Raw genomic sequence first — 23,012 nt, 5'->3', positions numbered from 1 at the left:
AACCTCTGTTCCAATCAAGGGAGATTGCCTCAATGAAAAAACTACTCCGAGCCGCCGCCGTGGCAGCTGTTACTGCCCTGGCACTGACCGCCTGTGGCGGTGGAGGGACCGCCACCGACCCCTCCAACGTCACCCCCACTGGGGAGATCAAACCCCGCGAAATATCATGGCTGCTCTCCAGGCCCGCGGATGGAGCTGTCATCAACATCATGAAAAAGCTCGCGGACGATTACGCTAAGGACCACCCGGGCTTCGCACTGAACCTCATCACCACCCCGGACCGGCCCTCCTACATTCAAAAACTCGAAACCCTGGCAGCAGCCAACAAGCTGCCGGAATTGTTTGACACGGATGCTACCCCCTTCGCTCAGGAACTTGCCAAGCAAGGAAAAATGGTGGACGCCGACAAGCTCCTGAAATCACTGGACGTCTACGACGACTACCGGCCCGGCGCACTGGATTACCAGCGCTTCGACGACGGCTCCCTGTACATGATTCCGTTCCAGTTCGAACTCGAATTCATCTGGTACAACAAGGCACTGTTCGAGAAGGCCGGCGTTTCCGTGCCGAAGTCCCTTGATGACATTCCCGCCATGTGCACTGCACTGCGGAATTCAGGCATCACGCCCATCGCCATCGACGGGCAGGACCAATGGCCGCTGGAGCGCTACGTTGCCTACCAGCCATTCCGTGAAGCCGGACCGGACTTCGTCCAGAAGTTGAAGAAGGGCGAGGCGTCGTTTACGGACGAGGCCGGTCAGAAGACCGTGAACTGGATGGCCGACCTCGGCAAGGCCAAGTGCTTCCAGGAGGGCTTCTCCGCCCAGGGCTACTCGGATGCGCAGAACCAGTTCACCTCGGGACAAGCCGCCATGTACAACATCGGCACCTGGGAACTTCCGAGCCTCGCCACGGACAAGCTCAACCCTGAAGTCCGGGACGACGTCGATTTCTTCACTTTGCCCACCATTGAAGGTTCGGTGACCGCTGCCAACGAGTTCGTCTCGCCGTCCGGCATTGGCATGGCCGTGAACTCCAAGACCTATGATCCGTTGGTCAGCGACTTCCTGAAGTTCGCCTTGGCGAAGTACCCGGCTGAGTACGCCGCCACCGGAGCCCTCTCCCCCACCACCAACGTGCAAACGGCCATCCCGGCCAACGCGACTCCGCTGTACAAGAAGGCCCTGGAAACGGCCACCACGCTTGGGGACAAGCAAGCCATGCCGTGGGATACCCAGCTGGACCCCACCACCAACGGCCGGCTGCAACAAGAGCTCGTCCTACTGGTCCAAGGCAACATCTCGCCCGAACAGTTCACCAAAACCATGGACGACGCCATCAAGCAGAACGCTCCCAAGTTCTTCAAGTAAACCGAAGCGGCGGGGGCTCCCGAAGCCCCCGCCCGAAAGGCCCACCATGCTACCCAACAGGTCAAGAACCTCCGTCCTGGTCTTCCTGCTTCCACCACTGCTGCTCTACTGCGCAGCCGTACTCTTCCCGATTCTTCAGTCACTGTTCCTGAGCTTCTTCTCATGGAACGGCATCAGCGAGATGGAGTTCGTTGGGCTCCAAAATTACGTCCGGATGCTCACCGCAGACGATATCTTTTGGCGGTCCTTCTTCAATGCGCTCCTCTACCTGGCCATCTGCCTGGTGCTGCAGCTTGGCGGGGCACTGGTTGTAGCCAGCCTGCTCACATCACTGCGTCGGGGACGGGAACTCATCAAGACCCTGTACTTGCTGCCAGCGGTGATCTCCACCGTCGCGATTGCTTTCCTCTTTGTCCGCATCTACTCCATTGACCCGGTTGGCCTGTTGAATCAGCTGCTGCACTGGGTTGGCTTGGGTTCCCTTGAACGGGCCTGGCTCTCCGATGTGAACACGGTACTGGCCGCCGTATCCGCCCCCGAAGGCTGGCGGTTCACGGGGCTTTACATGCTCATCATTTACGCGGCCTTGATCGCCGTGCCCAAGGAATTGGAAGAAGCCGCAGTGCTGGACGGTGCCTCGAAGTGGACACTCTTCACCAAGATCCGCTTCCCCTATATACGTCCCGTGTGGATCACCACCACCATCATGGCCACCACCTACGGCCTGCGCGGTTTCGACATCCCTTACCTCATGACCAACGGTGGCCCCGGGCAGTCCTCCGAGCTTCTCACCACCTACATGTACAAGACAGCCTTCACCAGCACGGACTTCGGCTACGCAAGTACCATCTCCGTCTTCATCGTGATCGAGTGCCTCGTCGCCGTCGGCCTCATCTTGTTCATGCTCAAGCGGAAGGCAGATTCATGATCACCCAGACAGCCCCGTCTACCCCGCGCGCGTCAGCTCCATCCTCGCCGGTTCATCAACGACGCCGGCGTAAGCCGAGCCTGTACCGGACACTATCGCGCGTCCTGATCTTGCTTATCGTGATCGTTCAGGTCTACCCGCTCGCCTGGCTGTTCCTCACCAGCCTGCGGACAGAACAGGACTTTGCAACCGGCGATCCGTTCGCACTTCCCAGTTCGTTGACGTGGGAAAACTACGCGAGGGCCTTTGAAACAGGCGACTTGGGCCGGAACATCCTGAACAGTTTCATTGTGACTATGGGCGCCAACATCCTCATTGTGTTGTTCGGCATGATGGCCGCCTACGCCATACAGGTTCTGGGATTCCGGCTGAGCCGCTTCGTCCGTGCCCTTTTCCTGATCGGGATCATTGTTCCGGTTCAGATCGCGTTGGTCCCGCTGTTCATCGACTACTCCGCCGTGAACCTGCTGGACACCTATCAGTCCATGATTATCCCCTTGGCCGGTTTCGCCCTGCCCATGTCCATCTATCTGTTCTCCTCCTTCTTCGAATACATTCCGCGTGAAACCTACGAAGCCGCATCCTTGGATGGCGCCGGACCCTACAGGATTTTTGGTCTGATCACCCTGCCGCTCTCACTCAACACCGTGGTCACTGTTGTGCTGGTGAACAGCATCTTCATTTGGAACGACTTCATCTTTGCCAACACCTTTGTCCTGTCCGAGGACCTGAAGACCATCCCACTGGGTCTGCAAAATTACATCGGCGCCATGGGAAAGGTGGATTGGACTGCCACGTTTGCTGCAGTGTGCGTGACCATCACTCCATTGCTCCTGGTCTTCCTTGTCCTGAACAAGGCCATGATCCAAGGCCTGGAAAGCGGGGCGACCAAGGGATGACCACCGCGGCAGACGGATATACTCCAGACGGAGGACAGATGATTTCGCAGGAGAAAAATTCAGGCAACCCGGGCAGCCCGGCGGTCCATGCCAGAGCAGACCGCGCCCATCCGGTGACCCTCCGTGAAGTCGCTGAATTGGCTGGCGTTTCCACTGCCACAGTCTCGCTGGTCATAAATAAAAAGAAGAACGCGCGCATCGCGGACGAGACGCGTCAACGGGTCACCGAGGCCATAGCCAAGCTGGGCTACCGCCCAAATGCCATGGCCAAAACGCTGGTCAGCGGAACCTCAAAGTTCATCGGTTTGGTAGCCGACGGCGTCGCCACTACGCCTTTCGCCGGCCAGATCATCCATGGGGCCCAGGACGAAGCGTGGAAGCATGGGTACGCCTTACTGATCGCCAACACAGAAGGCAACAAGGACCTCGAAAAAGACGCAATCGCCATGATGCTGGAGTACAAAGTACGTGGCATCTTGTACTCCACGTGGTTCCACCGCCCCACTGATGTCCCGGAGACCCTTCGCGAGGCGGATTTTGTCCTGGTCAACTGTTTCTCCCCCGAGGCCGGTGCCGCCCGCGCCGTGGTACCTGATGAGGCACAGGGCGGACAGTCGGCCACGGAAATCCTGCTTCGCGAAGGCCACCGGCGGATTGCCTTCATCAACACCACCACCCCCGCACCTGCCAAGGACGGTCGCCTCCAGGGCTACAAGTTCGCACTCGAGGGCGCCGGAATTCCCTTCAACCCCGATTTGGTGCTCGAAGCCTACCCGGATCAGGAAGGTGGCTACGGCGCCACCGATGACCTGCTTAAGCTCAAGGTCAGCGCCGTCTATTGCTACAACGACCGGATGGCAATGGGACTCTACGATGGCCTGAGGGAGAACGGCCTCTCCATTCCGGATGACATTGCCGTAGTGGGTTTCGACAACCAGGAAGTCATCGCAGCCCACCTGCGTCCTCCACTTTCAACCGTGTCACTACCCCACTACGAACTTGGCGCTGCCGGTGTTCGCATGCTGTTGGGCCTGGATGCGGCGCCCCTCGATTCTGCTGTGAAGATCGCCTGCCCTGCAGTGGAGCGCGCCTCTGTGGCAGTGCACCTGCCAGCCTGAAAACCTCTTGACATTGCTTGTTGCCCGAGGGCCTGGATGGGCATAGCGTTGAGGTGGAAGCCCAGTGGTCCCCCATCACTGGGCTTCCCTTTGGAAACGTCAGCTCGCTGCGCTTCAGACTTTTACGGCACCATCCTTTACGAACGGAGATCGACCTGATCAGCTTGCTCAAGGCGACCGCTGCAGCCGATGAGTTAACCGGGATTGTAGGAATCGCTGCACAGGTCATCGAGGCCCTTGGAGAATGGGGCGTGGGCCTGCTCACGCTGTTGGAGACCGTGTTTCCCCCCATACCCAGTGAAGTGATCCTCCCCCTGGCCGGTTTCCTCACCCAGCAGGGCGGCATGAACCTGATCCTGGTGTTTCTCACCAGCACTCTCGGCGCCTATGCGGGCGCAATGCTCCTGTATTGGCTGGGATACAAGGTGGGACTGGAAAGATCCATCAAGCTGCTGTCAAAGTTGCCGCTGGTTGACCGGGAAGACTATGAGAAAGCCGCCAAATGGTTCGAACGCCACGGTAAGTCAGCCATCTTCTTTGGCAGGCTGCTACCCGGAGTGCGCAGCCTCATCTCCCTCCCGGCCGGCGCCGAACGAATGAACCTGGCCACGTTCAGCATTTTTACTGTGGCCGGCACCGGCGTATGGAATGCCCTGCTCATCGGCGCGGGCGCATTGCTCGGCAAGCAATACCACCTGGTTGACCAGTACTCGCGATTCCTCAATTACGCCGTGTACGCGGGGCTCGCTGCGTTCATCGTCTGGCTCATCATCCGGAGAATCAAGAAGCGCAAGGAAAGCGCCCGGTAGCTGAGCGACTTTTGCTTTTGCACGCGGCTGAGAGGTTCACCGTCAATGCGAACATGTTGAATGCGCAGCGGACGGGACGCCGTTGGTCGCATACGCCGCGGTGGCCTGCACGGGTGGCTCCTCTCCGTATTCTTTCCGGGCATCGTGGACCACTGCGCCGTTGACGATCGTTAGATCAGCTCGCTCACCCAGGAGTTCGTCCGCTCCAAGCGCATACAGGTTCGCCGACCAGACCACGACGTCGGCCCTCGCGCCTACGCGGATGACGCCCAGTTCATCTTCTGCGTGCCAAGCCCAAGCGCCGCCGTGCGTGTAGGCGCGGATGGTTGTGTCCAGATCAAGCCGCTCACTGGGGGTCCAGGCCGAGACCCCGTCGAGTCCAGCCCTCGTCAGTGCCGAGTAAAAGCCCACGATCGGGTCCATCTCACCCACTTGCCAATCGCTGGAGAAGGCCAAACGGGCACCGGACCCGGCAAGGGACTTGAACCGCCAGGCACGGTTCCAGCGCTCCTCGCCAACATTGTCCATCCAGGTACCTGCCACGAGATCGGGCGAGCAGTGCCGTGGTTGCATGGCCGGAACAACCCCCAGCTGGGCGAACCGGGGCAAGTCGGCGTCGTCCAAACACTCCACATGGACGATCCCGTGCCGGCGGTCGGTGGTGCGGTTATGGTGCTGGGCCTGCTCGATCGCATCAAGTGCCATCCGGACACCCAGGTCTCCCGTTGCGTGAGTGTGCGTCTGGAAACCCATACGGTCCAACTCGCCAAGCATCGCCGTGAACTCGCTGGGCGGCATGCTCGGGGCTCCCCGATGGCCCGGCCTGTTGGCATAGTCGGCAAGCATGGCCGCGGTGTGCGGTTCGATCACATCGTCGGCGTAGAGCTTGACCGGCCCAAGCCGCAGCATGTCGTCCATGGGTGCACTGTCAACTGCCTCGCGCAGATCCCTGCGGAACTCCGCATCGGAACCAACGGGGTGGAATAGCGCGGTTATCACCCGGGAGTGCATTTTCCCTTCCCGACGCGCCCGGTACATCAGGTCAAGCTCCGCGAGCGGCACCTGAGGCTCCACCACCGTGGTGATGCCGCTGGCTGCCGCCATTGCCAAACTTGAGGTGATCCGACGATAGCGGCGGTCAGGAGAATACATGGGAATGTCGCGCTGGAGTCCCCGCAAGCCTGCGGTGGTCATTGCACTTGTGTAAAAGTCCGTGACCCAGCCGGTCGGCCGCCCATCGGCCCCGACTTCCGGGCGACCCCATGGGATGGAAGTGCCCCCATCAATTCCCAGCACCCGCAGGGCGACGTCGTTGAGCCACACTGAGTGCTGGTCATAGGTGGTGATGAACACCGGGCGGTCAGTCAGGCCCCTAAGGTCCCCGGCGTTGGGCCGCCGACCCTCCACTACCGAATACACGGCGTTCTCGGCGCACACCCAGTCCAGGTCCGGACGCTCCTTCGCGTGATCAGCGATCCGGCGGCGGACCTCGGCCAAGGAGTGGGCACCCTCCAGACTGACGGCGTCAGGATCGAATCCGAGGAGCAAGTGGTTGTGGCTGTCGATGACACCCGGTGTCAGCAGCCGCCCGCTCAAGTCGATCCGCCGTCGGGCCTTTGGAGCGTCACTGTCCGTCCCCACATAAGTGATGACGCCACCGGTAATGCCGACTGCCTGGGCCCACCCGGCCTCATCAAACGTGCGGACAGCTCCGTTGTGAAGCAACAGGTCAAGCATTGTGGTTCTCCTCGTCAATAACAGCGTCAAGCAACAGCAGGTGGGTCCCACTCCGCGGCCTGAGGTACAGGAAGTAATACGTGAAACCGGCGGCCACGAATACCAAGGAAATGCCCAGGCTCAGCCACTGCGCCGGATCCAGGATGGCAACAATGAATACCAAGCCCAGGGCAGCAATACACAGGGCCGGAGGCAAAGGCCACCACGGCATCCGGTAGCCTGCCCGATTCCGGTTTGTCCGGCGGTGGTTGATGGCGGCCAGCGCGATGAAGAGATAGCTGAAAGTGAGCGTGGATCCTGTGGCGGTCAGGAGAACGTCAATGGGAACGAAGCACGCCGCAAAGGCAAAGACGCCCATGACCGCTGTGGCGACGACGGGCACTTGGCCTTTGCTGCTCACTTTGCGCAGTCTGAGGGAAAGACGCCCGGGCAACGCCTGATCACGTGCGGCCGCGTAGAGCAGACGACCGGCCTGCAGCGTGATGGCAATAATGGCGTTGATGATGGCAAACGCCACGGACAATAGCACCAACATGGTGACGGCTTCCCCCGCACGCTCACTCAGGAAGGCTTCCACTGGTAGTGCTGAGCCAAACAGTTCCTCCTGGGATGAGGCTCCCAGCAGGATCGCTGCCAACGGGATTATCTCTGCGGCAATAGTCACCGCTGCACTACAAATCACTGCTCGGGCCAAGGTCTTGGTGGGGTTCTTGGTCTCCTCTGCGAAGTAGACCGCTCCCCCGTAGCCGTTGTAGGCAAAGATCCCCTGGGTCACGGCAATCATGAGCCCCGAGATGGCGAGCGGAGCCAAGGTGCCCGTGGCAGGGTCCAAAGCCTGGGCAGTGAAGAGAGACTCCACAGGGCGCTCCATGTGGACGAAGCCCAGAACGGCCAGAAGTACCAGCGCGGCCATTTCAATGAACAGGAAGACGCCGGTGAGCCACGCATTCGTCCGGATGTTGAAGCAGGCGGTGACGGTAGTGAGAACCACCACCACCAATGCCGTTTGCTGCGGTGACAGCCCTGCAATGGCCACGCCGAGGTAGTCGGCAACGCCCAGTGCGAAGACCGCCACAATCAAGGGCAGGGACACCAAACTGATGAAAAAAGTGACGACGCCAAACGCCGGCCCCAGCGCCCGGGAAACCAGCGAATAGTCGCCGCCGGCCACGGGGTAGGCCGAGGCTAGTTCCGCGTAACAGAAAGCTACGAGGATGCTGACAACACCGGCAATCAGAAATCCCCACACCACCCCGGTGCCGAATGCAGTCAAGGCTGCTCCGCCAAGGATGAAAACGCTGGAAGCAGGCGAAATCGAGGACAAAGTAATAAGGATATTGCCGCCTAGTCCCAAGCTCCGGGAGAGCGAGGCGTCATAGTTCGCTGCCCCGATTGCAGGCTTGGGAGGCTGTGCGGGAACGGAGGTAATGGGCTGTTCCATGGGAGTCCATTCAGGTCGAATTTAGTTTTTTGACGTCAGTGTCAAATAACTATTGGAGTGTGGCAGTTCACATCGGATAGTGTCAAGGGCATGGCAAGACCCAACACGCAGGAACGGCGTCGCTCCGAGCTCGTGGAAGCGGCACTCAAGGAAGCCTCCACACAGGGCCTGCGCTCCCTGTCCCTGACCGACGTCGCCAAAAGAGCCGGACTGACCAGAGGCGCGCTGCTGTACTACTTCGATGACCTGGACGCGCTTCTGGTTGAGGCTCACCGCGCCGGAACAGAGCGCTTCTGCGATCACCGGGACAACGTTGTGGCGGGACTGGAATCGCCGGCTGAGAAGCTACGGGCAGCCATCGACGCGGGACTGCCCAGCGGACCGGACGACGCCCTCATGCGCTTGCTCTACGAATTCGATTTCATGGCCGGCCAGTCGGAACTTCACGACACCTTGGTTCAGCAAATGTACTTGCGGCAGACCGCCACGTACCGCGCAATTTTTGAGGAAGGCAATGCCTCCGGCGCCTTCACCATCTCCACGGACCTGGAACAAGCCACCATGAACATGGTTGCGCTCGAAGACGCCTACAGCCTGCACATCGTGGCAGGAAACAGGCTCGTTACTGTAGATATGGCCCGTGCGGCAATGCTCGCGTTTGCCGAGCAAATAGGATGCCGGACTTCAGCCTGAAAGGGCCATCAGACGGCCGCCAAGCTTGCCATGCACCCTCCCCCGGCTCTTCTGACAAGTACGTGACGCGTGGCTAACAAATGCTTTGGCGCCCGTAGCTATGATTAGACAAAACTGCAGGTCAGGAAGGCTTGGTGTTGTGGGGGAACAACCCGGTAAGAGTGCTGCCCGGAAAGAATCCGGGAGCCTAAGACTTTCACAGTCATCCCCAGCCCGGCCTGCTGGCTAGCGCGCGGGCACAAGCCGCCCAAGCGCCTAGCCGCCGGCATCCACGCCCGATCGAACCACCATCCCACAAAACGAGAAATGAACATGGAACTTCTTGACGCCCACACAGTTGTGATCTCTGCCGTCCTCCTGGTGCACATCACGGGTGTGATGATCGTAGCCGCCTCCGTTGCCGGGTTGGTGATCTCCCTCTTCATCGTTGTGCTGGCTGTTCACTTCATCCGAATGACGTGGGAACTGATGCAAAGCTGGCGCACCAGGGGCCGCTTCTCCGGCAGCATCAACAAGGTTCTTGTTTCTTTGAAGGCGTGGGCTGGTGCGGCACGTCCTCTCGTTGCCGTAGTGCGGCGTCGAATCAGCCAACTGGCATCGTTCAAGACTCAGTAGGCGGCCCAATCTGGTTGGGCCGCCTACCGCACAAGCTTTCTGCGCTGGCAGATCAGCCGATCAACGCCGTGGCCGCCGAATAACGGGCAAGTGCGGAGTAAGCAGTCTTTGTGCCTGTCACACGAACTTTGATGGCGCTGCCCTTGTCCGCGGCCACCAATTTGTACGTTTGGGCAGTGGCCCCGGAAATGGCAGTGCTTCCTCGGAACCATTGGTAGCTCAGCGTCACAGGAGCAGGACCCCACGTGCCGGGGGCCGCGGTGAGCGTGCTGCCCACGGTGTTGGTGCCGGACACCGTGGGGACCGGAGCGGTTAGGGTACCGGCAGCGACAGCAGCCGTCGCAGCGGAAGCCTTCGCCGCCGTCGTAAATCCAGCCTTCGAACCCGTGACCTTGACGGTCATGGTCTTGCCCAGATCAGCGGCAGTCAACGAGTAAGTAGCTGCCGTAGCACCCGTCACCGCTACACCACTGCGGAACCACTGATAAGCCAACGTCACAGGAGTAGGACCCCACGCACCCGGAACAGCCGTCAACACCGAGCCCACCTTTACCGTCCCGGAAACCGTGGGCACCGGAGCCGTCAAGGTCCCCACCGCCACAGCAGCCGTCGCGGCGGACGTCTTCGCCGCCGTCGTAAATCCAGCTTTGGTTCCCGTCACCCGAACGGTCATGGTCTTGCCCAAATCAGCGGCAGTCAACGAGTAAGTAGCTGCCGTAGCACCCGTAACAGCAACACCACTGCGGAACCACTGATAAGCCAACGTCACAGGAGCAGGACCCCACGCACCCGGAACAGCCGTCAACACCGAGCCCACCTTCACCGTCCCGGAAACCGTGGGGACCGGAGCCGTTATGGTCCCCGCGGAGACGGTGACTGTGGCCTGGCCGTAATAGGGCTGCAGGGGCCAGTCGTGGACGCTCAGCCGGGCAGTGACTTTCTTACCGGCGTCGGCGGCCTGGAGAAGGAACGAGGGCCCGTTGGTCCTGTAGTCCTGCACACCGTCCACGAACCAGTCGTAGTAGGGGCCAAAATCAGGGACAGGGCTCAGGGTGCCGTGGTCAACGGTGAGGGTGTTCCCCGCGCTGGGCGTCCCCAGAAGCGTGAAGGGCTTGGAAGCCGTCACGGCCTCGGCACCCGACTTACCGCCATGCACGGAGGTGGAATAGGACGCATATCCTGCCTTGGTCCCTGAGACTTTCGCCCAGATGTCGTACCCGGCGTCAGCTGCCGTGGGAACGTAGGCGGTGGTTGTGGCCCCCGCAATATCCTGGACAGCTGTGCCGTCCTTGGAACGCTGCCACTGGTAGGCAAGGGTCACCGGAGCCGGTCCCCAGACCCCGGGATCAACGGTCAGTTTCTGTCCGGCTTGGGCAGAACCATAAACGAACGGCCTGCCAGGTGTCAGCGACAACCCCTCAACGTCCAGCTGCATGGTCAGCTTTACACGCTGGCCGGCAGCGGTTGCTGTCAGAACCGTGGCAGTGTCCTTGGTGGGCGTGTTGTCGTAACACTCGGCTTTGTACCGCTTTTCGCGGGGCGCGCCCTCGTAAACCGTGTCCGAAACGCACAGCTTGTACTTCTTGCCAACCGTCATACGCCAGTAAATCTTGCCCTGCGCATTCGAGGTCAGCGGGCCCATCTGGGGTCCTTCCCAGGCTGCAGTCGCGTCGTTGTAAACCCACGGGACATACCCGACGTCGGCAATCGGCGCGCCTGCGGGATCGACTACGGTGGCCTCCATGAGGGTTTCATCCTTGAGGACAAAGTTCACGTTGGTCCACTGCACACCGGGCGGGACGGTAGCTGTGGTGTAGGTGTCCACAGTGCCGGTGCCGTTCCAATACTGCTCCAGGTAAAGACGCTGGCCCGACTCGTCCCGGACACTGATGTATGCCTGATTGGGCGGAATCCTGGTGAGGGTGAAATAGCCGTTGGCATCGGGCGTGGTGCTGCTCACTTGTCCGCCATTGTTGGGCGAAGCTGAGACGGACACCGCCGTCACCGGCTGGCCGGCCTTATTGGTGACCCTGCCGCTCATGCTGCCGAACGCTTCCAGCTGAGGGTTGTACGTGGTGGTGGGGGCAGCATCGGTGACGGCGACCGGCGTCGAACCATATGAACTGGACTGATTGACGTTCCACTCGTCCGCGTACGTGGCGGAGCAAGGTCCGCTACTGCACGTGGTCCACAATTTGTAGCTGCCGGCAGCCGGCACGCTGAAACTGTACGAGCCGTCGGGGGCAGACCACGCACCGGCAACCAGGGAGGCGCGGTCGTCATTGGTGTAAGCCCCCACCCACACATCACCCAGCGCAGTGGCGGTTGCAGTGGCCGTCAGTTTTCCTTTGACCACTCCCTTGAAGGTGTAGGTTGCAGCCGAAGCTGGTGCGGCGCCGGCGAAGAGGCCAGCGGCCACCAGGACGGCGGTCACCAGGGCGGCCCACACCCCTTGCCGTGTCCTTCGAAGCGGATGGTGAGTGGCAGGTCGAGGCAACGGCATGGGTAAGGTCCTTTTCCCCAAAAAAGTGACTGAGCAGACCGAGCGGTCCCCTGCCATGCTAGGCGTCGGCCCGCCGCAGTGCCATGGGGAGTTCTACCCTGTCCGCCAAGGCGAAGAACTCACGACGGCGGCACTCGGCCCGGTGGGCTTATTTAGGACCTCGCCGGGACGGGACTGCTCGACCTTGCTCCGCGTGATTGGATGACGACGACCCTGAGCTCTTCTACAGTTCCCTGAAAAGTCCTCAGCCGCCCCCGCCGCCACGGTCTGGTGAGCCCCATCCGACTCGCTAGGCTGGCCACATGCCTTCGCCGTGGACTTTCCTGATCGCCCTGCATGCCATCGCAGCGGGTTACGCCCTGATCTTCGGTGCCGTGAACCTGCTCCGCCTCAACAAGGGCAGCGCAGCGCACAAGATCCTGGGCCGCATCTGGGCGGTAGCCATGTACATCGTGGTTCTCACCTCCTTCGGGATCCGGACCATCGACGGCGGATTCAACTGGCTCCACGCCCTGTCCGTTCTGACGTTCTGCACCCTGACCTTAGGCTTGGTAGCCGTCCGCCGCGGCAACATCCGCGCCCATCAGCGGTTCATGACCGGCAGCTACTTCGGCCTCGTCGGCGCATTCATCGGCGTCGTTGCCGTGCCGGACAGGCGACTCCCCCAGATGGCCATCCACGACTTGGCGGGCCTGACTCTCTGGGTAGGGGCCCTCGCGCTCACTGCCGGCCTGACCGTCGCCGGGCTGTCGCAACTACGACGAAAGGCTGACGTTGCCCGTGTGGACGGTTGAATGAAGACCGTCCAGTCGTCCCGGTACGCTGGCGCTAATCCCGGTTCCGTTGTGGCACGCTTTTCTGGGGGATGCCGTTTATGGAGGGAGACCGTCTTCTAGCGCTTGGCGACACAGGGTGCATGAGACGCCACCACTCTGCATCCCGATTGGGTTAGCGTTGGCCATCGGATGAGTGACACCACGGAAGGGTAGCTTTTGGGGGCAGCTTTCAGCACGACCATGTTCAGCATCGCTTTCCTGGTCGTTGCCGGGCTCTTGAAGATGTTGGCTTCACAGATCGAGGCGGGGCAGTCCAAACCGAATCCCACTTTCGGCATACGGTCCAAGGCAACCATGGCCTCCGATGAGGCCTGGATAGCTACGCATGAGGCTTCTTTGAGGATTCTGAGAGGGACAGTCGTTTTTTGCTCGTGTGCACGACAGCCCTGTGGGTTCTCTTCGCCGTCCTGCCCAAGGATGACGCCAGCGGGCCGTTGATCTTCTTCACTGGCCTTGGCGTCACTGCAGTCCTGGTCGTGCTTCTGATGCGCATATATCTTCAGGCTGATGCTGTCGCAACCAAGATCGGTTCGGTTACAAACTAGAGCCGCCCCTTCGGCGTTTGCCACCGTCCGTGGAGACGCTGCGTTGGCTCGTCGTTCCCCGAGATGGCCCTGTGCTTGACGATGGCAGAGTCACGTGGATTTCATGCCATCGCTCCTATAGGGAGCGGACCTAGACTGGTGCGATGGAATCTCAAGGTGTCGTTCGTTTCTGGAACGACGAACACGGGTGGGGCGTCATCGACTCCCCACTGACTTCCGGCGGCTGCTGGGCCCATTTCAGCGTCGTTGAAGTCGCCGGCTACCGCTCACTCACCCCCGGGGAAGAAGTGGAGTTGGAGTGGGAAGCCGTTGAGCAGGACGGGTATGGCTTCAGTGCGGTCTCAGTCAGGACAGCTGAGAGCGAGAACCACTCATGAGGCTCGGTCGCCCGATCAGCACTGGCCAGCCGATGGACCAAGTACCGAAGTGCCACTCCGGGTGCCAGGCCACCCAAATGAGGCCGGGGCGAAATTGTTGATGCAGTACTGGGACCTCGAGCCACTCAGCGAGTACTACCTGGAGGACAGCTTCGTGCTGGACCTGCAGGCCACCCCGGGCAGGTTTTCCATCGTGCTCGACTTTGTCCTCCGCGAAGGCCACCTGCAGTATGCCTCTCCCCTGCCGGGAGAACAGTGCTGCTATCGAAAAGGCCGCCTGGTGTTCAGTGGCGTCAAAGACATTTCATGGAGCGGACAGGGCCGCATTAAGGCGGCGACCGGCGCCAACGACGAGATCGATTACGGCGGAATCGACTCCTTCACAATCGAAGACGACGTCTATCGCTTGGAGGGCGATTTTGGGCTAGCCGAGGTCAGCGCCGCCTCAGTTGATGTCGAATTGGAGGAGGCCAGGGCTGCTGGCCCAAAGGTGTCATCATGAGTACCTTCCTGGAATGCTTCGCTGCAGTGACCGATCAGCAGGGTCTACGGGCCGGATGGTCGCCGGCCGCTTACTTTTCCCGACGGCGTAAATTTCGGGCATCAACCCCTTCACCATTGACCATGCGTAGGCGCAGTCCGCGATTGGCCGTCAGGTCAAATAACAATGTCCTGATTTTTCTGTCCATTGGCATTTGACAGCCGTTCCTCGGCGTCGTCAGCCTGATTTGAGGCGGTTGGCTGGCGGCAGACTGTGATTGGCGGCAAGTATGCGCAGCGCGTCCGTGGCCGGTGTTCGGTCGGCCGGGTCCAGCAGCTGCCAAGATCGGTGCCCCGGGTTGGCCAGTTCTTTGTGTAGGGAAAGAACCCGCGACCTATCGCTGCCCTTCATCTGGGCCGCCGTGACCAGGGGTGTTCTGATGGTCGCGCAGAGAACGACGGCATCATCGAGGTGCCTGCCCCTGTCCCGGGAGTCTTCGCGGTAGGCCGCGCCTTTCAAGACCAACGCCCCGAGGGCGTTCGGGATGCTGATGAGTACCGGTTGGTCGTTGTCGACGGTCATTCGGCAGTTCACCGTCCGCTGCAGCGCCTGCGTGCCGCCGGAAACTTGGAATGGTTTGCGGCCACCCAGGGTCGGTATCTTCGCCGGGGGCAGGTGATCGGCCACCATCACGTCGATCTGCTGCTTGCCGCGCAGGAAGCGGTGGGCTGGTGCGTCATGAGAGATGGACTCTTCCAGCGTGTACCCGAGCCCGTTCAGGACAGCACTGACTGCAGCCGTCGTCGCCGCACCGGTCTCGATGTGCAGCACAATGTCGACATCCACTGTTGGCCGGGAGACGGGGAGGCCGGTAGCTGCAGCGTGCAGCTGGACCATGAGCCCTCCGACCAACGTCCATTGGGTGGACGGCAGGGCCCGGGCCAGTTCCACGCACTGTGGCCATGGAGTTCCCCAGCCTCCAGGAGGTACGGGCGCGTCCCAGGTCTCGCGGTCATCGGAGCCTTCGGCGACCGCGTCCTGTTCAGGTTCAGTCATGGAGCAGTTCGTTGATGACGCGTTGCCCGGCGCTGCGTTCGCGGGTTGCCAATGAGTCCATGAGGTCCACGGCGATGGCTGCCACCGGCGCCTGGCCGCCGACGAAGGGTTCGTGCAAATCGACTTCATGAATGATGGTGTTGCCGTCGGGATCTTCAACCAGGCCGAACGCGTCCGCCAGGGCTGATACGTCACCGGCCATGACATAGCCTTCGGCAGTCCCGCTCCCGCCGGCCATCCCGAAGGTCCCTGCAATGGATTCCTCGCGCATGGCCGAGGCGCCACTTGGGATCAGGTGGTCATAAAGTGCCGCGAGCCCGTCCGGGGTTGCCCTGTAGCGGTGGGTCTTGTCCTTGTTCCGGGCAAGAACACGAATGGCGTCGGCGTCCAGCTCACGCAGTCGCCTCTTCAACCGGGACTTCTCCGAAGAGCTGATCCAGGTGGGGTTCTGGCCAGAGAGGAGCGCCAATGCAGCCCAAGCAGTCTTGGCCGTCCAGGCGCGGCCACGACGTGTGCCGGCCAGGGCCAGGCGCTCCACCGACGAACGATCGATGAGCAACATGCGGCCAGCGCGGCCACTGGCCGTCAACTGGCCAGAGTCGAGCAGGTCATGCACCGAGGCGCGCGTAATACCTAGCCTCTCCCCGACCTCCCCGACCGTCATCCCATTCTTATACTGCATACACTAAACCCTACAGTTGTAGGGATATGTGTCAATTAGCGAATGCCTTCCTGGGTGCAGCGCCATTTCCCGGCCCAGGGAGTCCTCGGCAATGACCCACAGCAGAGGAGTCGTGCGTACCAGCAGCTCGCCGTAGGCAACGCCAGCCGCGTTGCAGTACGGCTCCTGAAGCTCCGCATGAGTACCCTCCGGGGAGGCCTGCCAGGTTGCGTAGACGAGCTCGTAAAACTCACCCACGCTGGCCGGGTCCTCAAGGTTGACTTCGGCATGGTTCAGCTGGCATCTACGGTTGCTCGGCCTGGGTAGCCACTGCCGCATAGGACCGCAGCTAAGGACAGGACGTGATGTGGCCCTGCAGGCTCGGGAGCCCTGACGCGTTCTGTCCTTGGTCGACGAACAATGGCCGCCCGGCTTTAGTTCTGTGTGCATGTCCATGACGCAGCGACGCGTGAATGTTGAAAGTTTGTGGCTTTCGCGGACCTTGGCGCGATTTCCCGTCAAGGGGTCTTGATGACTGAGGGCCTAGCCGCACAACGAACAAATGAAAAGAGACGTTAATATTCTCATTCCAGATCGATTATGAGAAAATCAGGGTTAAGTCTTCTCAAAGGAAGCCATGGATTCCCGTCACCGACAGCCCCCCGGCATCTCTGCGGGCGGAGAGTTTGCCACCAGCGCACACGCCGAACCGGGTACCTCCCCGTCCGCTGGCGCCGGAGGCTGGCCTACCGTCGGCTACGAGGCGCATCCCTGGGAATCCGGCCCCGACCGTGGCGCCTCCCGACGGCAGCGGCTGCTGGCCCGCGGACCTTACGAGGCAGCAGTCGCCCCAAAGATCGCCGGCTTGGACCCGGCCGTTGACTCCCGAACCCAGGCACTCGCAGAAGCGGCAACGGTGGAGACGGTGCGCTTCGACGCCGAGCTTGGCCGGGACACCTCACCATTCGCGGCACTGCTGCTGCGAAGCGAGTCCGCATCCAGTTCCCAAATCGAGAACCTGACCGCCGGCGCCCGCAAAATCGCCCTGGCCCAGCTGGGTGACACCTCCAGCTCAAACGCTTCACTGATCGCCTCCAACGTCAGGGCCCTGCAGGCAGCGATCGACCTGTCAGAGAATCTGTCCGCGCAGAACATTGCTGTCATGCACCACGCCCTACTGAACGCCTCCGACGAAAGCATCGCCGGTGAGTACCGGGACGCCCAGACCTGGATCCGGGGCAGCTCCCCACGCACGGCCGAGTTCGTCCCGCCCCATCCCGACCGGGTGATGCCGGCAGTCGAGGACCTGGTGGCCTTCATGCAGCGCGACGACATCCCGGCACTGACCCAGGCTGCGATCTCACACGCCCAATTCGAAACCATCCACCCGTTCGCTGACGGCAACGGCCGCACCGGGCGGGCCATCGTCAGCGCCCTGCTGCGGGCCAAGGGCGTAACCGAGAACGTCACCGTGCCCGTATCCTCGGGGTTGCTGACGGATACCCGCCTGTACTTCGATGCACTGGGTGCCTACCGGGAAGGGGACATCAAGCCGATCGTGGAGCGCTTTGCAGAATCCGCTGTCCAGGCCGTCGACAATGGCCGACAACTCGCAACCGACATCGAGGCCGTAGAGGCAAGCTACCAGGAACGCCTGGCCGGCGGTCCCTCGTCCGTCCGCAAAGTCCTGCACCTGATACCACGCGAGCCGGCACTGACCGCTGAGATGGTCGCAGAACACACCGGAGCATCCCTGGCCACCGCATACCGCGCAGTGGAGCGCCTGGAGGAAGCCGGTGTCCTGGCGTCCGCCGGAAAAATCCGCGGCACCCGTGTCTGGGTGGCTCCAGACATCATCGCAGCCCTGGATGCCTTCGCTGACCGGGCAGGACGCCGGAACAGGCACCGCTGAGCGGAGAGAGCTATTCCGGGCCGGTTCGCGCAGTGCCCTGCATGGCAAATACTAAAAACCCCTCCATTCCGGGCAAAATCGCCGGAATGGAGGGGTTCGTGGAGCCCCCTGTCGGATTCGAACCGACGACCCCCGCTTTACAAGAGCGGTGCTCTGGCCAACTGAGCTAAGGAGGCAAGCTTCGGTCACCCGAAGCAAAGCGCGAAACAGCGCTAGATAAGGTTAGCCCACACCATCCCCGTCGACGAAATTCGCCGCCAAGCAGCAACGGCCGGCCACCCGTAAAGGTGACCGGCCGTCGTCGTGCCTTCTGAGGGTGTTAGCCCTTGGCGGTGATGGCCGTCTGGATCTCGGCGTTCAGGTCGGACCTGCCGTCCCACTGCTTGCCGTCGATGAACACGGTGGGCGTACCCGTAACACCGATTGCCGCTGCTTCCTGGGTGGCAACCTTTACCCAGGGCCGGAACTGCTTGCTGTCAATGCATGAGTCAATGTTGGCTGCACCGATTTCGGTGGCCATTTTCTTGAGGTCATTGTCGGAGATGCCTGCTCCGCCTTCGGCCGGCTGGCGCTCGAAGAGCAGGTTGAAGAATTCCGCGTACTTCTCAGGCGAGGAGTTCACTACGCAGGCAGCAGCGTTGGCTGCGCGGGATGAGTAGTTGGTGGTGGACTGGCGGTCCAGGAAGCCGAGGGCGCGGTACTCGACGGAGATCTTGCCTTCGTTGCGGAGGTTCGTGAGGGACTCACCGTAGGCGGTTTCGAACTGCTTGCAGACGGGGCAGATGAAGTCGATGTAGGCGATGACCTTCACGGGCTTGCCGGCTTCGGCCTCGCCGCCGGGAACGGTGACTGTGGCGGGCTTGGTTTCAAGGGGAGCCGGGACGTCGGCGACGTTGACGGTGGCTGGTTCCGTTTTCACCACTTCGGTGTTGGCCAGCAGCGTGATGCCGCCGTGGACGTTGCCGTTGGCCGGCGTCGGACCCTGATCGGCCACGGTTGTGTTGTTCTGGGAACCGTTGACGAACACGAGAGCAATGATGACGCCGATGACCACCACGGCCGCCACGATGCCCCAGCCGACAAGAAGCTTGTTGCGCTTCTCCTTTTTCAGCTGTGCTTCGCGGATTGCGCGCGCTTTCTCCCGCGCCTGGGCGGTTCTTTCGGCCTTGGACAGGCGTGATTCGTTTGCGGGGCTCATCAGTTCCTCGGGGTATTCGACGTCAACGTGCATAGCTTGGGGCAACGGGGCCAGTTTACGGGAGCAAACTTGAAGGTTTGCCCATGCCTCGTGACCCTGTTGTTGAACGATCAAGTGCCGCGGATGATTCCGCTAGTAGGCTGGGAGTTGAGTCACAGCAACCCCAGGGAGCATTAATGCAGGATTTGGCAAGCGAAAAACTCACCGCCGAACAAAACGCCAAGGCTTCTCCAACCAAGAAGCCCACGGCGAGCACGTTCGATTTTATGGTGGTCTCCAACAGGTTGCCGGTGGATCGCATCAGCGATGACAACGAAGAAAGTGGCTGGCGTCGCTCGCCCGGCGGCCTGGTCACAGCGCTCGCGCCGATGATGACCAAGTCCGACGGCGCGTGGGTGGGCTGGCATGGCGCCCCGGATGAGACTGTGCGTCCGTTCAGCCACGAAGGCATGGATCTACTCCCTGTCCAGCTGAGCAGCGATGACGTTGAACTCTTCTACGAGGGCTTCTCCAACGCGACCATTTGGCCGCTTTACCACGACGTCATTGCGCCGCCGGAGTTCCACCGTACGTGGTGGGATTCCTACCGCAAGGTCAACCGGAAGTTCGCCGACGCCGTCGCCCGCCATGCAGCGGACGGCGCCACTGTCTGGGTACAGGACTACCAGCTCCAGCTTGTTCCAAGGCTTCTGCGCGAATCCCGCCCGGACTTGAAGATTGGCTTCTTCAACCACATCCCGTTCCCTCCGCCGGAGATCTTTGCGCAGCTCCCGTGGCGCCGCGAAATCATTGACGGTTTGCTCGGCGCAGACCTGTTGGGCTTCCAGCGCCCCAGCGACGCCGGCAACTTCATGCGTTCCGCACGCCGCTTCCTGGGCGCCAGCGTCAAGCAGCAGCAAGTCCACGTCAAGGGCGCCAACGGCCAGGTCACCCACATCGCGCGGGCCCAGGCCTTCCCGATTTCCATCGATGTTGCCCAGATCCGTGAGCTCGCCGACCGGCCGGACATCATCGAACGCGCCCAGCAGATCCGCAAGGATCTGGGCAATCCCAAGACCATCCTCCTGGGCGTGGACCGCCTGGACTACACCAAGGGCATCAGGCACCGGCTCAAGGCGTTCGAGGAACTGTTGGCGGACGGCCACATCAAGGTGGAGGACGCCACCCTGATCCAGGTGGCGAGCCCCAGCCGGGAGCGGGTTGAACAGTACAGGCTGCTCCGCGAGGAGATCGAAGGCACCGTGGGCCATATCAACGGCACCTACGACACCATCCAAAACACGGCTGTCCGCTACCTTCACCACAGCTACCCGGTGGAAGAAATGGTCGCCTTGTACCTCGCGGCGGACGTCATGCTGGTCACCGCGCTGCGCGACGGCATGAACCTTGTTGCCAAGGAATATGTCACCGCGCGGCAAAACGACGACGGCGCGTTGGTCCTCAGCGAGTTCGCCGGCGCTGCTGATCAGCTCAAGCAAGCGTTCCTGATCAATCCGCATGACATCGATGGCCTCAAGTCCACAGTGCTCAAGGCCATCACCTTGGATCCCAAGGAAGCCCGGCGCCGCATGAAGTTGATGCGCAAGCAGATCCTTGACCACGACGTCGATCACTGGTCAGCTGAGTTCCTGGCCGCACTCGAAGAAAAGGTAGTGCGTGATGACAGCTGAGAATCTCACCCTCTCCCCGGAATTGCTGGACGCCGTCCGTCGCATTTCCAGCACAGAGCACCTCCTGGTCGCCCTCGATTTTGACGGCACCCTCTCTCCCCTGGTGGATCACGCCGAGGACGCGAGGCCCCTGCCGCGGTCCGCTGCAGCGTTGGAGGCCTTGGCGCAGCTTCCGCGCACGACGACGGCACTCATCTCAGGCCGCGCATTGGACAGTCTGCGGCTGGTTGCCTCGCCCCCTGCCGGCACGTTGCTCATCGGCAGCCATGGCGCGGAGGTGTGGCTTGGCGAGGGGTCTTTGGGCCTGGAACTGGACGAACAGCAGCGCACCAAACTGGCTGCGGTCCGCGAGGTCCTTGCAGAAATCGTGAACATCGCCCCGGGAACGTTGCTGGAGGACAAACCCGCGGGCGTGGTCCTTCACACGAGGATGGCCGACGACGACGTTGCGGAAGACGCCGTCGAGGCCGCCATGCGGGTGCTCCGCGAGCATCCGGGGGTTTACCTGAAAACGGGCAAGCGCGTCCTGGAAACCTCGGTGGTCCATGCGTCAAAGGGCGAGGCTGTGGAGTTCCTGCGCCAGGCTACCGGTGCCACTGCCATCTTGTTTGCCGGTGACGACGTCACTGATGAGGACGCCCTCGGCCGGCTGATGGGTGATGATGTTGGCATCAAAGTGGGCCTCGACTTCACCCAGGCGCAGTATCGAGTGGAAGCGCCGGTGCATGTGGCGGAGTTGCTCGAAGCCTTGCTGCGCGAGCGGCGGCAGGTCACTTCGGGGTCCTGATGCGTGACGAGCGCAACATGTGATGTTCGTAACATTTAGGTAGTTAGTCAAAAAGTCTGACATACTCTTGGATGTGATGTGACGCACAGTACCGTGCGGCATCATGCGATCCTCCCCGGCCATTGGCCGGGGAGTTCAACTGAAGAAAATGAACCATTCACAACGGATCGTCCGGCACGTACCTGCCGGTGAAGGGATTGATAACTGTGGCTACAGTTACTTTTGATAACGCTACGCGTCTGTACCCGGGCACAGATAAGCCCGCCGTCGATAAACTCAACATCGACATCGCCGATGGCGAATTCCTCGTCCTCGTTGGACCCTCCGGTTGCGGTAAGTCAACCTCGCTGCGCATGCTCGCAGGCCTTGAGGACGTCAACGCAGGCCGTATCCTGATCGGCGACCGCGACGTCACTGACGTTCCGCCGAAGGACCGCGATATCGCAATGGTCTTCCAGAACTACGCCCTGTACCCGCACATGACCGTTGCGGACAACATGGGCTTCGCACTGAAGATCGCCGGCGTCTCCAAGGAAGAGCGCGCCGAGCGTGTCCGCGAAGCCGCCAAGCTCCTTGACCTGGAGCAGTACCTGGACCGCAAGCCGAAGGCTCTCTCCGGTGGCCAGCGCCAGCGTGTTGCCATGGGCCGCGCAATCGTCCGTAACCCGCAGGTCTTCCTCATGGATGAGCCGCTCTCCAACCTTGACGCCAAGCTCCGCGTCCAGACCCGTACGCAGATCGCATCCCTGACCCGCCGCCTCGGCGTCACCACCGTTTACGTGACGCACGACCAGGTTGAGGCCATGACCATGGGCGACCGCGTTGCTGTCCTGAAGGACGGTCTCCTGCAGCAGGTTGACACCCCGCGCAACCTCTACGACAAGCCCAAGAACGTCTTCGTTGCAGGATTCATTGGCTCCCCGGCCATGAACCTGCTTGAACTGCCGGTCGTCGACGGCGGCGTCCAGTTCGGTGGAACGGTTTACCCCGTGCCGCGCGATGTCCTCGAAGAGGCTCACGGCCAGACCGTCACCGTCGGCTCCCGTCCGGAAGACCTCGAGACTGTGGGCAACGGCGAAGGCCTCCAGGTTGAGGTTGACGTGGTTGAAGAACTCGGTGCCGACGCTTACGTCTACGGCCACACCATCCTTGATGGCAAGAGCCACGACATCGTAGCGCGCGTTGATGGCCGCCGCCCTCCGATGAAGGGTGAGTCCATCTTCGTTCGTCCGCAGTCCGGCCACGTGCACCTGTTCGACACCAAGACCGGCCTCCGCCTGGGCGACTAATCCCCACCCCGGCGCTACTGCGTCTGTACGTTCCGCATTTTGATAGCGGCCCGACCCCTCCCGGTCGGGCCGCTCTCGCGTTAACCT

General features: G+C 61.5%; 23 protein-coding genes and 1 tRNA gene. 17 read left to right on the top strand and 7 right to left on the bottom strand.

The window, feature by feature from the left end; genetic code table 11:
- The first annotated feature begins 32 nt into the window (after nt 1–32).
- From ABI796_RS04470 to ABI796_RS04450, 5 genes are all read left to right on the top strand, one after another.
- Nucleotides 33–1,370: an ABC transporter substrate-binding protein gene (locus ABI796_RS04470; RefSeq protein WP_141285737.1), complete on the top strand. Its 1,338-nt coding sequence runs from the start codon at nt 33–35 to the stop codon at nt 1,368–1,370.
- A 46-nt stretch (nt 1,371–1,416) separates the two neighbouring features.
- Entirely contained in the window at nt 1,417–2,298 is an 882-nt protein-coding gene (locus ABI796_RS04465) for a carbohydrate ABC transporter permease (RefSeq protein ID WP_141285739.1), read from the top strand.
- Nucleotides 2,295–3,197, top strand: a complete 903-nt coding sequence (locus ABI796_RS04460; protein WP_141285741.1) for a carbohydrate ABC transporter permease — start codon at nt 2,295–2,297, stop codon at nt 3,195–3,197. The genes ABI796_RS04465 and ABI796_RS04460 overlap by 4 nt, the downstream gene beginning before the upstream one ends.
- Before the next feature lie 38 nt (nt 3,198–3,235).
- Nucleotides 3,236–4,315, top strand: coding sequence for a LacI family DNA-binding transcriptional regulator (locus tag ABI796_RS04455; RefSeq protein WP_174754599.1), 1,080 nt, complete (start codon nt 3,236–3,238; stop codon nt 4,313–4,315).
- Between the two features lie 155 nt (nt 4,316–4,470).
- Entirely contained in the window at nt 4,471–5,124 is a 654-nt protein-coding gene (locus ABI796_RS04450) for a DedA family protein (protein WP_141285806.1), read from the top strand.
- Between the two features lie 42 nt (nt 5,125–5,166).
- Here the strand turns inward: ABI796_RS04450 and ABI796_RS04445 are convergent, their stop codons facing one another.
- Both ABI796_RS04445 and ABI796_RS04440 read right to left on the bottom strand, forming a co-directional pair.
- Complete coding sequence (locus ABI796_RS04445; RefSeq protein ID WP_141285743.1) at nt 5,167–6,861, bottom strand: amidohydrolase; 1,695 nt, start codon at nt 6,859–6,861, stop codon at nt 5,167–5,169.
- A complete protein-coding gene (locus ABI796_RS04440; RefSeq protein WP_141285745.1) occupies nt 6,854–8,302 on the bottom strand; it encodes an APC family permease in 1,449 nt (482 codons plus the stop codon). The genes ABI796_RS04445 and ABI796_RS04440 overlap by 8 nt, the downstream gene beginning before the upstream one ends.
- 90 nt (nt 8,303–8,392) lie before the next feature.
- Here ABI796_RS04440 and ABI796_RS04435 point away from each other — a divergent pair, with 90 nt between their 5' ends.
- Both ABI796_RS04435 and ABI796_RS04430 read left to right on the top strand, forming a co-directional pair.
- Complete coding sequence (locus tag ABI796_RS04435; protein WP_141285747.1) at nt 8,393–8,995, top strand: TetR/AcrR family transcriptional regulator; 603 nt, start codon at nt 8,393–8,395, stop codon at nt 8,993–8,995.
- Nucleotides 8,996–9,301: 306 nt separating this feature from the next.
- Complete coding sequence (locus ABI796_RS04430) at nt 9,302–9,610, top strand: hypothetical protein (RefSeq protein WP_141285749.1); 309 nt, start codon at nt 9,302–9,304, stop codon at nt 9,608–9,610.
- Nucleotides 9,611–9,662: 52 nt separating this feature from the next.
- Here ABI796_RS04430 and ABI796_RS04425 read toward each other — a convergent pair whose 3' ends face one another.
- Entirely contained in the window at nt 9,663–12,113 is a 2,451-nt protein-coding gene (locus tag ABI796_RS04425; protein WP_170224975.1) for a carboxypeptidase regulatory-like domain-containing protein, read from the bottom strand.
- Nucleotides 12,114–12,415: 302 nt separating this feature from the next.
- Here ABI796_RS04425 and ABI796_RS04420 point away from each other — a divergent pair, with 302 nt between their 5' ends.
- From ABI796_RS04420 to ABI796_RS04400, 5 genes are all read left to right on the top strand, one after another.
- Nucleotides 12,416–12,907 (top strand): DUF2306 domain-containing protein, encoded by a 492-nt coding sequence (locus ABI796_RS04420; protein ID WP_141285753.1) that lies wholly within the window; start codon nt 12,416–12,418, stop codon nt 12,905–12,907.
- Between the two features lie 222 nt (nt 12,908–13,129).
- The gene (locus ABI796_RS04415; RefSeq protein ID WP_141285755.1) at nt 13,130–13,387 is read left to right on the top strand and encodes an SdpI family protein; all 258 of its coding nucleotides are present in this window, start codon (nt 13,130–13,132) and stop codon (nt 13,385–13,387) included.
- Nucleotides 13,321–13,494, top strand: coding sequence for a hypothetical protein (locus tag ABI796_RS04410; RefSeq protein WP_170224973.1), 174 nt, complete (start codon nt 13,321–13,323; stop codon nt 13,492–13,494). Before ABI796_RS04415 ends, ABI796_RS04410 begins: the two co-directional genes overlap by 67 nt.
- Nucleotides 13,495–13,637: 143 nt before the next feature.
- The gene (locus ABI796_RS04405; protein WP_141285757.1) at nt 13,638–13,871 is read left to right on the top strand and encodes a cold-shock protein; all 234 of its coding nucleotides are present in this window, start codon (nt 13,638–13,640) and stop codon (nt 13,869–13,871) included.
- A gap of 100 nt (nt 13,872–13,971) precedes the next feature.
- Nucleotides 13,972–14,373, top strand: a complete 402-nt coding sequence (locus ABI796_RS04400) for a hypothetical protein (RefSeq protein ID WP_141285759.1) — start codon at nt 13,972–13,974, stop codon at nt 14,371–14,373.
- A gap of 216 nt (nt 14,374–14,589) precedes the next feature.
- Here ABI796_RS04400 and ABI796_RS04395 read toward each other — a convergent pair whose 3' ends face one another.
- Both ABI796_RS04395 and ABI796_RS04390 read right to left on the bottom strand, forming a co-directional pair.
- Nucleotides 14,590–15,408, bottom strand: a complete 819-nt coding sequence (locus ABI796_RS04395) for a hypothetical protein (RefSeq protein ID WP_141285761.1) — start codon at nt 15,406–15,408, stop codon at nt 14,590–14,592.
- Nucleotides 15,401–16,090 (bottom strand): helix-turn-helix domain-containing protein, encoded by a 690-nt coding sequence (locus tag ABI796_RS04390; RefSeq protein ID WP_141285762.1) that lies wholly within the window; start codon nt 16,088–16,090, stop codon nt 15,401–15,403. The genes ABI796_RS04395 and ABI796_RS04390 overlap by 8 nt, the downstream gene beginning before the upstream one ends.
- Nucleotides 16,091–16,132: 42 nt before the next feature.
- Between ABI796_RS04390 and ABI796_RS04385 the strand changes: the two genes are divergently transcribed.
- Nucleotides 16,133–16,396 carry a hypothetical protein gene (locus ABI796_RS04385; RefSeq protein ID WP_141285764.1) on the top strand — a complete coding sequence of 88 codons (264 nt, stop codon included), beginning with the start codon at nt 16,133–16,135 and terminating at the stop codon, nt 16,394–16,396.
- 310 nt (nt 16,397–16,706) lie between these two features.
- Nucleotides 16,707–17,981 (top strand): Fic family protein, encoded by a 1,275-nt coding sequence (locus ABI796_RS04380; protein WP_141285766.1) that lies wholly within the window; start codon nt 16,707–16,709, stop codon nt 17,979–17,981.
- A 99-nt stretch (nt 17,982–18,080) separates the two neighbouring features.
- On the opposite strand, the gene ABI796_RS04375 is transcribed toward ABI796_RS04380, so the two are convergent.
- Together ABI796_RS04375 and ABI796_RS04370 are read right to left on the bottom strand one after the other, a co-directional pair.
- A tRNA-Thr gene (locus ABI796_RS04375) sits at nt 18,081–18,157 on the bottom strand.
- A 143-nt stretch (nt 18,158–18,300) separates the two neighbouring features.
- The gene (locus ABI796_RS04370) at nt 18,301–19,179 is read right to left on the bottom strand and encodes a thioredoxin domain-containing protein (protein ID WP_174754604.1); all 879 of its coding nucleotides are present in this window, start codon (nt 19,177–19,179) and stop codon (nt 18,301–18,303) included.
- Nucleotides 19,180–19,355: 176 nt separating this feature from the next.
- Here ABI796_RS04370 and ABI796_RS04365 point away from each other — a divergent pair, with 176 nt between their 5' ends.
- The 3 genes from ABI796_RS04365 to ABI796_RS04355 all read left to right on the top strand — a co-directional run bounded on the left by ABI796_RS04365 (nt 19,356) and on the right by ABI796_RS04355 (nt 22,925).
- On the top strand, nt 19,356–20,849 hold the full coding sequence (locus ABI796_RS04365; protein ID WP_141285768.1) for a trehalose-6-phosphate synthase: 1,494 nt from the start codon (nt 19,356–19,358) through the stop codon (nt 20,847–20,849).
- Entirely contained in the window at nt 20,839–21,636 is a 798-nt protein-coding gene (gene otsB / locus ABI796_RS04360) for a trehalose-phosphatase (protein ID WP_141285770.1), read from the top strand. The genes ABI796_RS04365 and otsB overlap by 11 nt, the downstream gene beginning before the upstream one ends.
- Nucleotides 21,637–21,842: 206 nt before the next feature.
- The gene (locus ABI796_RS04355; protein WP_141285772.1) at nt 21,843–22,925 is read left to right on the top strand and encodes an ABC transporter ATP-binding protein; all 1,083 of its coding nucleotides are present in this window, start codon (nt 21,843–21,845) and stop codon (nt 22,923–22,925) included.
- The last annotated feature ends 87 nt before the right edge of the window (nt 22,926–23,012 follow it).

The organism is Paenarthrobacter aurescens (genome assembly GCF_041549525.1).
Classification (GTDB): domain Bacteria; phylum Actinomycetota; class Actinomycetes; order Actinomycetales; family Micrococcaceae; genus Arthrobacter; species Arthrobacter aurescens.
The sequence above is the reverse complement of the archived record's forward strand: the minus strand, read 5'-3'. Positions and strand labels throughout refer to the sequence as shown.